Origin of the sequence: Amycolatopsis sp. EV170708-02-1 (assembly GCF_022479115.1) — a bacterium.
In the GTDB taxonomy this organism is placed as follows: Bacteria; Actinomycetota; Actinomycetes; order Mycobacteriales; family Pseudonocardiaceae; genus Amycolatopsis.
Genome location: NZ_CP092497.1, coordinates 517,008 through 530,098, shown reverse-complemented (window position 1 = coordinate 530,098; position 13,091 = coordinate 517,008). Strand labels below are relative to the sequence as shown.

Genomic DNA, 13,091 nt, shown 5'->3' with positions numbered 1-13,091 from the left:
TATGGCGGAAAATCCGGCCAAACATCCTATGTTTTAATCCTAGCAGGAAGTTTCTGGGCCGAATGGGTGTTCCCAAAGGCGGCGAGGCGGCGAATCGCTGACACACGGCGACATACGTGACAGGGGATTTCCTCGCCGCTGGTCCATTCGTCCCTTCCCCGGGTGGCCCGTGGCCACGCGTGACAACCGGCGCCGCCCGCGTGCGGACGTTTCGAGGTGATCGGAGAACGCTACGTGATCTTATGGATTCACCGAACGGCATTACTGCCGACGCGGTCAATGTCCGTTGAGGCGTCCTTTGGTGAAAGCGGGGCGCGGAGCGGCTTTCCGCGCCCCGCGGATCAGCTCGCCCGCTTGCCCAGCACCTCGGTGATCAGCCTCGGCAGCTCACCGCCGTGCCACGAACTGGGCGAGAACCGCTCCTGCGCGATCCCGTCCCAAGGCTCGCCGTCGTCCAGCGAAATGCCTTCCTCGCGGGGAACGAGCACGCCGATCTCCTGCGCCGCGACCCGTTCGCCGGCGAGGGTCTTCTTGGCGAGCTCGACGTCCTCCGGCCGCACGGCGACTACGAGCGTCCAGTCGCCCCAAGCCTGCGCGAGCTCGAAGCGGCCGAGCCCCGACTGCGCGCAGACGTCGGCGAGCGGCTCGTCCAGCCGGATGGCCGTCGTGATCCGCGCGCCGAGGCCGTTGGCCCCGCACAGGGTCCGCACGGTCGGGAAAAGCCCGTCCGAGACGTCCATCGCGGCGCGGGCCAGCCCCGCCGTGGCGAGCGCGTTCCCGGCGGCCACCTGCGCCATCGGCTCACAGGCGCGCTCGCGGATCTCGGCGACGAGCGAATCGGGGAGCCGCGCCTGCTTTTCGACGAGCAACGCGTACGACCACAGGTAACCGGGCGAACCGACCAGCAGCAGACGGTCGCCGGCCTCGGCGCCCATACGCCCGAGCCTGCCGCCGGGGACGCAGCGGCCGATCGCGGTGGCGGTGAGCTGCCGGACCGGGCCGTCACGGAGGTCGCCGCCGACGACCTTGGTCCCGTGCACCTTCGTGCAGTCGTCCACGCCGTCGAGAAGCCGCCGGAACTCGCCCGCGGTGGTCGTCTTCGGCAGGGTGTAGTTGACGACCAGGCCGAGCGGCGTCGCGCCGGCCGCCGCCAGATCGGACAGGTTGATCGTCGCCAGCAGCCAGCCTGCGTGATACGGATCCGTTTCACCCAGGATGGTGACCAGTGGCGTGGGACAGCTGTCGGTGGTGGCGACCAGCTCGCCGCGAAGCCCCTCCTCGGCGTCGAGGACGGCGCAGTCGTCCCCGAACCCGCGGACGCCGCCGTAGCGCGGCCGCAGGATGTGCTCCAGGATCGCGTGCTCGCCGAGGTCGCCGAGGCGGACGTCGTCGCCGACCGGCGAGATTTCAGTTACGGCCGACATGATCCGCCAATCGGGACGGGGCCACGTTGTGGTCGCTGGAATAGTTGTGCGGCAGCGTGCCGTAGGGCTGGTCGCTCCCGGTGGAGGCGAACAGCATCAGGTTGCAGATCCGCGCCCCGGGATGCAGCAGTACCGGATGCCGCAGGTGGTTCACGATCTCCAAGGTCAGCACGGCGCCCTTCTCACTGCCGAAGCCGGGGCTGACCTGTCCACAAAGGACGACGCTGATGCCGAGCCGCGCGTAGTCGCTCGTGCCGTCGACGAGGCCGGCGAGCTTCTCCGAAAGCCCGATCTTCTCCAGCGTCGGCGCGAGGACGACCTCGCCGGGCTCGACGCTCAGCCGTCCTTCGGCGTCGAGTTCCTTCGGCCGGAGATCCGGATAGGTGCTCCGGTCGGCGATGTCGACGGTGCCGGTCGATTCCAGCGCGAACGCCTCGTGCCCGAGCCGCAGGCTGATCGCGGCGGGGCGGACGAGGGCGGGCTCGAACGGGGTGATCGTGAGCTCCCCGGTGCGGTGCGCGCGTTTGATGGCCCGGTCGGTCAGGATGCCGCGGCGCGGCCGGCTCAGCGGCATGACGCCACCGCTTCCGCGACCGCGCCGACCAGGACGCGGAAATCGGCCTCGGTCAGTTCGCCGTTGGGCTGGTCGTCGGACTCGCCGGGCTCGCAGTAGACGACGGTGGTGCTGGTGCGATGCGGTCCTTGGACCACCACCGTCGCGGTCAATCCCGCGGCGATCGGCCGCACGGTGTGCACGACGGAGGTGTCGCACGAGTAGACGTCGCCGAGCCGGACGTGCGGGGTCTTGTCCACCGCGAGCCGGGCTCCGCCGTCCGCGAGCAGTGCGGCCGGGTTGGCCGGATCGGCGCCGTAGCGGTACCGGTCGTACGGCTTGCCGCCGTCGGCCGTTTCGTGGAATTCGACCATGTGCAGGCCTTCGCCCGCGACGATGGCCGAGGCGAACTCCCACCGATGGCTGTGCGGATTGGACTCGCCGCGGGACGGTTCCGCGGAGTCGGGCCAGACGTGGAGCCGGATCCGGAAATCGGGCGAGGCGTGCAGCACCATTTTGGCGAATCCGTTGGGATGCCAGTAGGAACGCTTCGCCGCGGCGCGGACGGCTTCTTCGTCACCGAGGATTTCTTCGAGCCACGAAAGGAAAACGTCGGGGGAGTCCTGGACCCGGTGCGCGACCGTGCGCAGCCAGGGAAGGTCGGCGTCACCGTCCGCCGGAATGGCGGCCAGGGTCGATGGCGGGGTGTCGATCATTGAGTTGTACCTGGAATTCCTGGAGGGCTGAGCGGGGGCGCCGCGGCGGCGAAGGCGGCCGCGCGGAGCGCGGTGACTGCGTCCAAGGTCTGCCAAATCGGTAGATCTCCGCTCTCCCAGGCCCACAGCCCTGGTCGGCGTCGTAGCGCTCCCAAAGGGTTCCGAGCGCCCGGTTGAGCCGGGGGAGTGGCAGGAAGGGGGCGGTGGCGAGCGCTTGGACGACCCAGGCGGAGGTGAAGTGCCGGATGATGATCCGGGTCGTTCCTTCACCGTCGGGGCGAGGCCTTTCTAGATCCTCTGCCACGCCATCGTCCGAATGCGACCGATCGATGAGCCATTGTGTGGCTTCGTCGGCCGCCTCACGGACGTCGGTGCGATCTTCACGGCTGCGCAGGACGTCCCGCAGGGCGACGACCGACCGCGCGGTGTGCACGACCGAGGCCTCCGGGGCGACGAGCCCGGCCTCGTTCTTCTCCGGCCACAGCAGTGAGCCGTCGAAGTCGAGCCGGGCCGCCAGGAGGGCGTCGATCAGCCGGTCGGTCAGCGGGGCGTCCGGCCGCAGCCGGACCGCCGTGTGCAACACGGCGGACAACAGGTACGGACGGGTCCGGCTGTACGGGTCGAGCTCCCCCTTGTCGGTCAGGAGCGACCCTTCGAGCTGTTTCAGCCCGTCTTCGGCGGACATGGTGCTGGTGCGGAAAAGCGCGTCCACCACCGACGCGGTGGTCTCCGGCCGCCTGCCGCCCGCGCGGCCACGCCAGCCGTGCGCCGACTGGAGCCGGTAGAGATCCTCGGCGAGCGTATGTAGGTCGATGTAGGGATCGCCTACCACCAGCATGGTGTTGATCCCGTAGGCGGTGCTGAGTGCCTTCGGCCCGGTGCTCTTCTGCAGGTTGTGCCGCCAGCCCAGCGGTTTCCCGTGCTCGTCGCGGATCAACCGCTCGGCGAGCTTGGCGCCGACGGTGTGGAACACCTGCAGCAGCGACCGCGAAGTGTCGACGACGCCGGCGTCGCCGACGGTGGGCGGGGGGTGTTCCTGGGGTGAACGGGCCGTCTCCACCAGGGTGAACAGTGCGTTCGCGGCGCGGAAGTGGTCGTCGAGCTGGCGGGCGTTATGCGTCGACGGCAGGTATTTGCCGGTCTCCCACTGGGTCAGGTTCGCCCTGGTCACGCCGATGATCCGGGCCGTTTCGGCCTGGGTTTCCCCCGCAGCCTTGCGCAGCCGCCGCAGCTCACGTCCGACACCCGACGCGGTAACGGTTTCCGCATCGGGGCTTACCGGCCGCCGTCCGGCCGATGTAGGCTTCATGTAGGCACTAGACACAGGCTTACCTACCTTTAGTAGGCAAAGTAGGGCGGTGACTGAACGTGCACACAACGGGGAGAGTACAGCAAGCGGATCGGACCGCGCTGGCGCGTCGGTCAATGTCGTGTCACGGCGGGCGGGTAGCCGCATCGGGGCCTGTTCTACCTGGTCCTGGGGTGCGTGACCCACCCGGCCGCGAGGGCCGGTCCGAACAGGGCACGACCGGAGAGCGGATGCTGTCAGCCATCTGAATGTGACGCTGTGCATCCGTTTCGGTTCGCGTCGCCTGCGGGCCACACGAATGCCGGAGTAGGCGTCGTGTGTGCCGACCCGAGTCAGTGCTTCGCCGCATCGGGGGTGAACCTCATGTCCCACCACGAGAACCACACGGCAGCGCCCCGATCTTGGTTCGATCGACTTCTCGAACGCTTCCACGAATGGCTTTTCGCGTCCGGCGAGGACGCGAGAGCGGTCGCTCGTGGCTGGCAGGTGGCCCGGGTGCCGAACAGCAGGCGCCGCGTCTACCGCGATCCCCGTTGGGACACCGTGCACGCGTGCGAACCGTGCGGAGGCACGGGGTGGTGGCCCTACGAGGACTCCGTTTGCCCGGACTGCGCCGGCGCCGGTGTCGTCCGCTCCATTCCCGCGGCGGCCGTGGCCGCCGAGCAAACCGCCGGACGGACAGGAGGAAGGTCATGAGCCGTTGGCAGGAACCTCAGGCGATCGCCGAGCTGGCCAGGGAGATCACGGTGGTCAGGAGGCCCAACCCGGTCACCGCCCTCTATCACTGGCGATACGAGATCGGCGCGCTCCTCGTCCTCCCGTACGCGCTGTTCTCGCTTTTCCAGGCGGTCGGCCCGATCTGGGGCGCGGTCGTGCTGTTCGGCGTCGCGAATTGGCTGTTCTACTGGAAATCGGCGCGGAGGTTCCTCCGTGACCGGCTCCGCTCGGTCGTCGTGCAGCACCGGCTGCGGACCGGGTTCGCCCGGGCCAGGGTGTGCACCCTCGACGGCAAGCTGCCGGTGATCCTGTGGACCAGGCCGCGCGGCGACGAGGTCGAGGTCACCGTGTTCTGCCCGGCGGGGGTCGGCTACGAGCGCATCGAACAGCGGCGGGCGCTGCTGGCCGCGGCGTGCTTCGCCACCGACGTCCACGTGTACCGCCACCACAAGCGCGCCAACGTGGTGCACCTTTCGGTGTGCACGGCGCGGTTGCGCAAGGACGCCGTCGACGACGCCGCCGAGCTCACGCCCGCGCCACGATATGCCGGGCAGACGGACGGTGCCGCCATTCCCCTTCCGGCGCCCTTCGCAGGAATTCCTCGCGCAGCACGGCGATGAACTCTTCACCGCGCGCGTCCGCCAGCGGCCGCATCGGCCCCGAGCGGGTGTGCGCGGTGAAGAACGTGTCGGCGTCGGGGTGGGTCATCGGGAACGACAAGGGCTGGTCCCGGTCGATCGTGGCGCCGTCCAGCGCGGGAACGAGCCGTTCCTCCCAAGAGCGATCACCGGCCGGGACGTGTTTCCGGAGTACGTCGGACAGCACCGTGAACGCCCCGCCCGGTTCGGTGCTGTGCGGCCAGTAGACGACCGAAAGCACTCCGCCGGGGCGCAGCGCGCCGCACCAGGACCGGAGCGCGGCGTCGGGTTCGGGCAGTTGCTGGAGGCCGAAGACCGAGACGATCGCGGCGGCCGAGCCCGGGTCGAGCTCCGAAGCGTCGCCCTCGACGACGCGGACGAGCGCGTTGCCCGAGGCCCGGTTTCTGGCCCTCGCGGCCATGCCCGCGGACAGATCGATGCCGACGATCTCGCGGCCGGGCAGGTGCCCGGTGAGCACGTCGAGCTCTGGGAAGGTGCCACAGCAGGGGACGAAGACGGGACCCTCGGGCAGAGCCTGGGGGAGGGCGCGCACCGCCGCGGAGACCCAGGGCGCGAACCGCGGGACGTAGTAGGCCTCGTAGCCGTCGGCGGCTTCGTCCCAGGCACGGGCGAGGCGTTCGGCGGTCAGGACGCGATCTCCAGGGCTTCGGCCTGCTCGGTCACCGGGGCGGTGACCACCCGCGCGGGGATGAGCAGAGACGCCAGCGCGATCAGCCCGGTCAGCGCCATCGCGCGTTCGACCAGCCCGAGCGGGATCGCGCGCCACCAGGGCTCGCCGCCGTTCATCGAGACCACGATCGCCCCGAGGATCACGCCGAACCAGGCCAGTGCCGCCACCGCGAGCACCCGGGTCACGACGCGCCGCGCGGGGGAGGAGGGGAAGACGGCTTTCGCCGCGAACCACACGGCCAGCGGCAGGCAGACGAAGGCGACGACGCTCGCGATCCGGTGCACCGTCCCGCCGGTGCTCGGCCCGATCGCCCAGTTGTTCTTGGGGAACGCCACGATCACCACCAGGCTCACCGTCCAGAGCGCGCAGAAGGCCGACGCCGCGGACAGGGCGGGGAGGTGCTTGCGGCGGATCAGCGCGCCGAAGCCGATCGCCGAGCCGAACGCGACCAGCAGGACCGCGACGTCGAAGATCCACTTGTTCTCGCTGAGCGCGTATTCGCTGATGGTGCGGCGGACCGGGCTGATGTCGCTGGTGGCGGGGAGGACCTGCAGCAACAGGATCAGCAGCGCTCCGCCGGCGACGGAGACCACGGCGGCCAGCAGGGCCAGCGGTGACCGGGCGGTGACCTGGGGCGTCGTCATGGTTGAAAGGTAACCACCCAACCTGAAGGTTTTCTTAGGCCGACCTGTCGAAATCGACAGGGAAGTCCCCATTTATCTGCGTGTGCGAGTGATCGTTCCAGCACTGACGGTGAGATCGTTGGGCCGAAAGAGGTGTAGGCGACTTGTGGCGGGTCCCTCCGGCGGGGCCTCGGGTCTAGGGTCTCGCTACCGGTGACCTCACCCGGTCACCGGACTGTCCAAGGAGGTCAGTCTGTGGGGTATTCACCAAACCGGCGAAGAGCGGGATGGACGGCGGCGACCCTGGTGCTCGCCGGCACCTTCGTGGCACTTCCGTCGGCCACGACGGCGGGGGCCGCGGACAACGTGGTGCGAGCCGATCAGGCCGTGCCGCGTTCCTGTTTCGCCGCGCTGCAGAAGCCGGGTGCGTCCGGCACCGATCGGCGCGAGTTCACGTCCACAGTAGACGGTCTGCTGCAGGCCCGCCTGGCGCCGCGGGGCGGTAACGAGGGCGACTGGGACCTCGCGGTCTTCGACAAGGCCACCGGTGCCGTGGTGGCGGCGTCCGCCGCGTTGCGCACCCACGAGCTCGCCGAAGGCTTCGTGAAGAAGGACCAGAAGCTGGTCGTGCAGACCTGCCGGTACGACGGGCGGACACGCGACGCGGTACTGGGTGTCGACTTCCTCGCGCTCACCCCGCAGGGGACCCCGACCGGCGCCGCGCCCGCGCCGCAGCGCGCCGAGCTGGTCCGGGTCGAGACGCCCGCCAAGCAGGACAAGGACAAGCTCCTCCGGCTCGGGCTGGACGTCACGGAGAAGGCCGACGCCACCGGCGTCGAGGTCGTCCTCGCCAACGACGCCGACCGCAAGACGCTGGCGGACAACGGCTTCAAGGCGAAGGTGGTCGACGGCGACCTTTCGGCGCGGTCGATCCAGAACGCCAAGACCGACCGCGAGTACGCCGCGAAGACGCCGGGCTCCACCCTGCCGTCCGGGCGCACGAGCTACCGGCATCTCTACGACTACCAGTTCGAGGTCAAGGAACTGGCCCGCAAGAACCCCCGGCTCGTCACGGCGTTCACGCTGCCGCAGCCGACCTGGGAAGGTCGTGACGTCGTCGGTCTCGAGATCGCGACCGACGTCAAGAACATCGCCGACGGCAAACCCGTCAACTTCACCATGGGCGTGCACCACGCCCGTGAGTGGCCGGCGGGCGAACACGCCATGGAATGGGCCTACGAACTGGTCAAGGGCTACACCGGCAACAACGCCGAGATCCGCGGGCTGGTCGGCCGGACACGCAACATCATCGTGCCGATCGTCAACCCCGACGGCTTCGAAATCTCCCGTGAGGCCGAGCCCAGGGGCGACTTCTCGCGCTTCGACTATGAAATGAAGCGCAAGAACTGCAACGTCAACGACTCGCCCAAGGAGTTCGCGACCGGCGTCTGCAAGGCCAACCCCGGCGGCCGTGAACGCGGCACCGACCCGAACCGCAACTACGCGGGCTTCTGGGGCGGCGCCGGCGCGTCGACGCTGTGGCGCAGCGACACGTTCCGCGGTGCCGGACCGTTCTCCGAGCCCGAGACGCAGAACGTCCGCTCGATCGTGTCGAACCGCCAGGTGACCAACCTGATCACGCTGCACACCTTCTCGAACCTGGTGCTGCGTGTCCCGGGTGTCGCCGCCGTCCGCCCGCCGCTCGACGAGCCGGCGTACAAGGCGCTCGGCGACAAGATGGCCTCGCGCAACGGGTACACCAGCCAGCCGTCGTGGGCGCTCTACGACACGACCGGCTCGACCGAGGACTGGTCGTACTGGGCCACCGGTGGCTGGGGCTTCACCTTCGAGGTCGGCCCGAACGAGTTCCACCCGCCGTTCTCCGACGGTGTCGTCGCCGAGTACACCGGTGTCGCCCCCGCGGCGGGTGCCGGCAAGGGCGGCAACCGGGCCGCGTTCATCGACATGCTGGCCAACACCGCGGACCCGGCGGCGCACTCGACGCTGATCGGCACCGCGCCGAAGGGCTACCAGCTGAAGCTGCACAAGACCTTCCAGACGCCGACCTCCCCGGTGGTGCAGCCGGACGGCTCGACGAAGCCGCCGATCTACGTGACCGACGATCTGAACTCGTCGCTGTCGTCGACCGGTGGCCGGTTCGCGTGGTCGATCAACCCGTCGACCCGTCCCTACGTCGCGGGCCGTTACGGCCGCGAGCCGCAGGGGCCGGCGCAGCCCGCGATCCAGGCCGTGAACCCGGCCGGGGTCCCGGCGATCAACCAGAACTACCCGACGGACCCGACCTCGGAGAGCTTCACCTTCCACGTGGACGGGCTCCCCAAGGTCGACAACGGGAAGTTCAGCGTCGACGTCAAGTGGGCCAGCCAGGACACCGACTGGGACCTGTACGTCTTCGACTCCGCGGGCAACATGGTGTCTTCGTCGGCGAACGGTTCGACCACGGAGGAACACGCGATCCTGTACGACCCGCCCGCCGGGGACTACCGGGCCGTGCTGGTCAACTACTCGCAGGCAAACCCGTCCACTGTGGACGACTGGACCGGCGGTGTGTCGTTCCAGTCGCCGATCCCGCCGACCTACGGTCCCAAGGAGGCGTACCAGCTGACCTGTACGTCGCCGAGGGGCCAGCTCGTCGGGCTGGCGGACGTCTACATCGACCGCGGCCAGACGGTCGACGTCGGTGAGGTCTGCACCCGGTCCGCGCGTGCCAAGAAGGAGCGCTCGGGCCGGTAGCTCAAGCTGCTGAAGGGCCCTTTCCCCGCATGCGATGCGGGGAAAGGGCCCTTCGTCGCGTGACACGAGGGGAAAGTCCCCTTCAGCCGGTGCCGACCACCCGGTCCCGCACCACCCGCATCGTCGCCGTGTCCACAGTGGACGGCTCCGCCGCCAGCCAGCCGCCGATCTCGTGCAGGAACTGCTCCGGCGTCATCGGCGGCGCGGGGGAGGGATCGTCGAGGTCCGTGGTGATCTCACCGGTCCGGCTCGGGTACACGATCATCGCCCCGCGCAGCGTGACGCCGGGCAGGATCCGCCGGTACTCGGCGAGGCTTTCCTCCAGCCTGCTCCCGCCGCCGCGGAAGGCGCGGCCGTTGCGCAGCAGGCGGTCGTCGTCACCGGTTTCGTAGTGTCCCGGCAGCCACAGCTTCGATTCGACGAGCACGAGCCGCTTCCCGCACAGCACCGCGTGGTCGATGTCGGCGAACACCGAATCCGGCCACGAGAGGCCGTGGAAGATCCGCGCGCCGGGCAGCCGGGTCAGGTAGCGCTCGAGCAGGTCGGCGGTGAGCCGTTCGGCGAGTTCGTCGGTCTCGACGCCGGGGGTGCCGAACACGCGTTTCCCGCCGAATTCGGCGGCGAACCGGTTCTTGGCGCGGGAAGCGGCCAGATAGCCGCGCGCGAGCCGTTGCACCAGCAGGGCGGTTCCGGCGGTCAGGAGCAGCCAGACGATCAGCGTGGGGGCCGAGAAGCCGACGCCGGTCAGCACCGGCAGCAGGACCAGCACCATCCCGCCGACCGCCGCCACCACGGGGGTGTGCCCGGGCCCGCGACGGCGGCCATGGCGCACGCGCTCGTCCTGTGCGGCGAATTCCCACCATTCGAGGTCGTCCGGATCGATCACGACCGGCTCGGGCTCGTAACCCGGTTCTTCGCCGAAGCGCCGTCGCGGCCGCGGCCGGATCGGGGCACGCACCGAGCGTCCGCCCGCGTCGTAGCCCGCGCGCCGCATCGGATCGCTGAGCGTGTCGTAGGCCTCGCGGACCAGCTGGAACGTGAGGGCGGATCCGCCGGTGTCCGGGTGATGCGATTTCGCCAGCCGCCGGTACGCGGTCTTGATCTCGTTGACCGAGGCGGCCTTGCCCACGCCGAGCACCTCGTAATAGTCGACGTCGGGCACGGGCGGTTCACCTCCAAAGGGCCGGGCCGCAACACTATTCGGCCGCCGCCGCTCGCTCGCAACCACCTCCGCGGCGCGTCGGGGTGACGTCGCGGGCATACTGTTTCGCTTGTGGCGGAACGAGGTCCGCCTCCGCCGCGTCCTGGATATCGTGGAGATCGACAGCACACGAGGAAGGATCGCGGTGGGAGAACCGGTCACGGGCACGGCCGCCGGGGTGCCGTTCACCGTTTTGCCGCCATCCGCCGAGGTCAGCGGACCGGCGCCGGTGGTCGTCGCCTGGCACATGATCGACGCGCCCCGCTCCGACGCGGCGTTCGCGGCCGCGTTGCCGCTGGCGGGGGTGCCGGCGTGGCGGGTGTATCTCGGAATGCCGTTGTGCGGCGCGAGAATGGTCGGCGGCGCCATGGACGCCGTGGTCGAACGCGCCCGGCGTGACGCGATGCTCGCCTACGTCGACCCGTTCGTCCGGCAGGCCGCGCTGGAATTCCCCGCCGCGCTGGCCGAACTGCGCGAACGCTTCGGCTTCGACACGTCCCGCACGGCGGTCGTCGGCGGGTCGCTGGGTGGTGCGGTGGCGCTGACGATCCTGGCCACGCGCGAGATCCCGGTCCGCGTGGCGGCCCTGATCAACCCCGCCGTGCGGGCGCGTTCGGTGGTCGGCCTGGTGGAAGGCCTGCTGGAACAGCCGTATCCGTGGAACGACGAGGCGCGGCAGGCCGCGGATCAGCTCGACTTCGTCGCACGATCGGGTGAAATTTCGGCGCGGGAAACGCAAGTTCCGCTGCTGCTCGTCAGCGGCGAGGACGACTATCCGTCGTTGCGCACCGACGCCGGAGATCTGGTCGCCGCGCTGCGCGAGCGGTACACCCGTCCGGACGACGTCCGCCTGGCGGAGGTGCCCGGTCTCGCCCATCCGCTGGCCGAAGAGCCGGGTATCGAGCCCGCGCCGCAGCTGCCGATCGCGAAACTGGTGGACGACACGGTCTCGGAGTGGCTCGTGCGGCATCTGGGCTGACGCACGTCAGCAGGCGGGCGGCGGGACCGATCGGGCCGGGCCGAATTCGAGGCGCAGCTTGTCGGTTTTCGGGATCACGAACGCGACGCCGGTCGAGGCCCGCCAGTTCGCCGGGAGGAAGACGTACTGGCCGCTGGACTGGAGCAGCAGCTTCAGCCCGGTGTACCGGTACTTGTAGGCCGATCCGGGGTCGGCGCATTTCACCTGCTGGACACCGCTCGCGGTCAGGTTGAGGCTTTCCGCGCTGTACAAGGTCGCGGCCGGTCTGGTCCCGATCAGCCCGGAGGCCTCGAAGGCGCGGCTCGTGCCGACGGCTCCCGAGTAGTCGCCGACCGCCCAGAAGAGACCCATGCTCACCAGGGCGTAGCCGGTCACCAGTTCTGCGACGCTCGACCGGGTGCTTCCCGTTCGGCGCGAGGTCCAGTGGCGCCAGGAGAAGAGCACCATCAGGACCCCGATCGCGAAGCCGAGCCCGGGAGCGCCGGGATGATCGCGGAAGGGTTCCGGGTCGAGGGCGGTCGCGGTCGTGACGGCGAGCAGCGCGAGGCCGAGGACACCCGCGACGGGGGAGCAGATCCGCAGCAGCCGGGCCCAGGAACCCTCACCGAGGCGGATCTTCAGGAACCGGGTCAGGACGAGGAAGAGCAACGCGGCGCCCGCGGCACCGGTCAGGGGCAGGAGCACCCCGTCGACGCCCCGCCCGAAGATCTCGTCCGGGGTCTGGCCGAGCAGGGTGTAGTGCACACGGAAATAGCTGAAGTACGTCTGCGTGTAGACGAGCCCGAAGTAGTAGAGCAACGCCGTGAGCAGGGTCGTGTTGGCCAGCACGGTGCCGACCAGCCTGAGCGCGTGCGACGGGCCCGCCGCGGGTTCGGGCTCCGGCGGGGTGGGGGCGCGCAGGCCCCGGCGTAGTGGCTTCCGGGCGCTCATCCGCCCGTGGTTTCGCTCGGCGGCGTGCTTTCCGGCTTCGGAGGCGCCGAGCTTTCCTCCGTCGTCTCGGTTTCGCAGGCCTTGGCCCGGATCTTGATCGTCTTGCCGGGCTGGACCGGATTCGGGCCGATCTCGCGGATGCACTTCCCCTCGCCCACGATCTCGACCGAGACCCCGCACCGACGGGAACTCTTGCAGAGGCGTTCGAGGTGCTGCTCGATCGCGTCCTTGGCGGTGGCGGGGTCGGTGCCGAGAAGGTCGCTGTTGTACCTGATCGGGCTCCCGGGCACGACTCCGGGCGGCGGGGAGTCCTTCGTCGGGCCCGGTCCCGTCGGGGGCGGCTCGGAGGTCGCCGTGGGCGCCGTCTCCGTGGTGATCCCGCTGTCGGTCGTCAGATCGCCCGGCGCCGTGTCGCGGGGTGCGGACGTCCCGCCGCAGGCCGTCGTGAACCCGAGTGCGGCGATCGCCATCGCCACGCTGAACAGCCGTTTCATGGACCTCACCGTCCTTGGGGAAGACGCCCTTCTGGATAAGGACGCGGGACGGGGAGGCCCTG

The 13,091-nt window shown here is 69.8% G+C and carries 11 protein-coding genes and 1 pseudogene; 3 read left to right on the top strand and 9 right to left on the bottom strand.

Translation table 11 applies throughout. The features are described from left to right. Window positions 1-341: 341 nt before the first annotated feature. The 4 genes and pseudogenes from MJQ72_RS02190 to MJQ72_RS02175 all read right to left on the bottom strand — a co-directional run bounded on the left by MJQ72_RS02190 (window position 342) and on the right by MJQ72_RS02175 (window position 4,002). The gene (locus MJQ72_RS02190) at window positions 342-1,424 is read right to left on the bottom strand and encodes a thiamine-monophosphate kinase (protein WP_240597315.1); all 1,083 of its coding nucleotides are present in this window, start codon (window positions 1,422-1,424) and stop codon (window positions 342-344) included. Beyond that, window positions 1,408-1,998 (bottom strand): dCTP deaminase, encoded by a 591-nt coding sequence (gene dcd, locus MJQ72_RS02185; RefSeq protein ID WP_240597314.1) that lies wholly within the window; start codon window positions 1,996-1,998, stop codon window positions 1,408-1,410. The genes MJQ72_RS02190 and dcd overlap by 17 nt, the downstream gene beginning before the upstream one ends. Further along, window positions 1,989-2,693: a hypothetical protein gene (locus MJQ72_RS02180; protein ID WP_240597313.1), complete on the bottom strand. Its 705-nt coding sequence runs from the start codon at window positions 2,691-2,693 to the stop codon at window positions 1,989-1,991. The genes dcd and MJQ72_RS02180 overlap by 10 nt, the downstream gene beginning before the upstream one ends. Further along, window positions 2,690-4,002, bottom strand: a pseudogene (locus MJQ72_RS02175) (helix-turn-helix transcriptional regulator). The gene MJQ72_RS02180 and the pseudogene MJQ72_RS02175 overlap by 4 nt, the downstream one beginning before the upstream one ends. A gap of 692 nt (window positions 4,003-4,694) precedes the next feature. Here MJQ72_RS02175 and MJQ72_RS02170 point away from each other — a divergent pair. Next, window positions 4,695-5,339, top strand: a complete 645-nt coding sequence (locus MJQ72_RS02170; RefSeq protein ID WP_240597312.1) for a hypothetical protein — start codon at window positions 4,695-4,697, stop codon at window positions 5,337-5,339. Here the strand turns inward: MJQ72_RS02170 and MJQ72_RS02165 are convergent. Further along, window positions 5,245-5,910: a trans-aconitate 2-methyltransferase gene (locus tag MJQ72_RS02165; protein WP_240597311.1), complete on the bottom strand. Its 666-nt coding sequence runs from the start codon at window positions 5,908-5,910 to the stop codon at window positions 5,245-5,247. The genes MJQ72_RS02170 and MJQ72_RS02165 overlap by 95 nt on opposite strands. A gap of 92 nt (window positions 5,911-6,002) precedes the next feature. After that, on the bottom strand, window positions 6,003-6,692 hold the full coding sequence (locus MJQ72_RS02160; protein ID WP_240597310.1) for a DUF998 domain-containing protein: 690 nt from the start codon (window positions 6,690-6,692) through the stop codon (window positions 6,003-6,005). Between the two features lie 234 nt (window positions 6,693-6,926). Here MJQ72_RS02160 and MJQ72_RS02155 point away from each other — a divergent pair, with 234 nt between their 5' ends. After that, entirely contained in the window at window positions 6,927-9,425 is a 2,499-nt protein-coding gene (locus MJQ72_RS02155; protein WP_240597309.1) for a M14 family zinc carboxypeptidase, read from the top strand. Between the two features lie 82 nt (window positions 9,426-9,507). On the opposite strand, the gene MJQ72_RS02150 is transcribed toward MJQ72_RS02155, so the two are convergent. Further along, window positions 9,508-10,587, bottom strand: coding sequence for a DnaJ domain-containing protein (locus MJQ72_RS02150; protein WP_240597308.1), 1,080 nt, complete (start codon window positions 10,585-10,587; stop codon window positions 9,508-9,510). A gap of 184 nt (window positions 10,588-10,771) precedes the next feature. On the opposite strand from MJQ72_RS02150, the gene MJQ72_RS02145 reads away from it, so the two are divergent. Beyond that, on the top strand, window positions 10,772-11,605 hold the full coding sequence (locus MJQ72_RS02145; protein ID WP_240597307.1) for a S9 family peptidase: 834 nt from the start codon (window positions 10,772-10,774) through the stop codon (window positions 11,603-11,605). Window positions 11,606-11,611: 6 nt separating this feature from the next. Here the strand turns inward: MJQ72_RS02145 and MJQ72_RS02140 are convergent, their stop codons facing one another. After that, the gene (locus MJQ72_RS02140; protein WP_240597306.1) at window positions 11,612-12,535 is read right to left on the bottom strand and encodes a hypothetical protein; all 924 of its coding nucleotides are present in this window, start codon (window positions 12,533-12,535) and stop codon (window positions 11,612-11,614) included. Next, complete coding sequence (locus MJQ72_RS02135) at window positions 12,532-13,029, bottom strand: hypothetical protein (protein ID WP_240597305.1); 498 nt, start codon at window positions 13,027-13,029, stop codon at window positions 12,532-12,534. The genes MJQ72_RS02140 and MJQ72_RS02135 overlap by 4 nt, the downstream gene beginning before the upstream one ends. Window positions 13,030-13,091 lie beyond the last annotated feature (62 nt).

Coding starts and splice junctions, on each gene's coding strand:
- MJQ72_RS02190 (WP_240597315.1), bottom strand. CDS start 1,424: ATGTCGGCCGTAACTGAAATCTCGCCGGTCGGCGACGACGTCCGCCTC.
- dcd (WP_240597314.1), bottom strand. CDS start 1,998: ATGCCGCTGAGCCGGCCGCGCCGCGGCATCCTGACCGACCGGGCCATC.
- MJQ72_RS02140 (WP_240597306.1), bottom strand. CDS start 12,535: ATGAGCGCCCGGAAGCCACTACGCCGGGGCCTGCGCGCCCCCACCCCG.
- MJQ72_RS02180 (WP_240597313.1), bottom strand. CDS start 2,693: ATGATCGACACCCCGCCATCGACCCTGGCCGCCATTCCGGCGGACGGT.
- MJQ72_RS02135 (WP_240597305.1), bottom strand. CDS start 13,029: ATGAAACGGCTGTTCAGCGTGGCGATGGCGATCGCCGCACTCGGGTTC.
- MJQ72_RS02170 (WP_240597312.1), top strand. CDS start 4,695: ATGAGCCGTTGGCAGGAACCTCAGGCGATCGCCGAGCTGGCCAGGGAG.
- MJQ72_RS02160 (WP_240597310.1), bottom strand. CDS start 6,692: ATGACGACGCCCCAGGTCACCGCCCGGTCACCGCTGGCCCTGCTGGCC.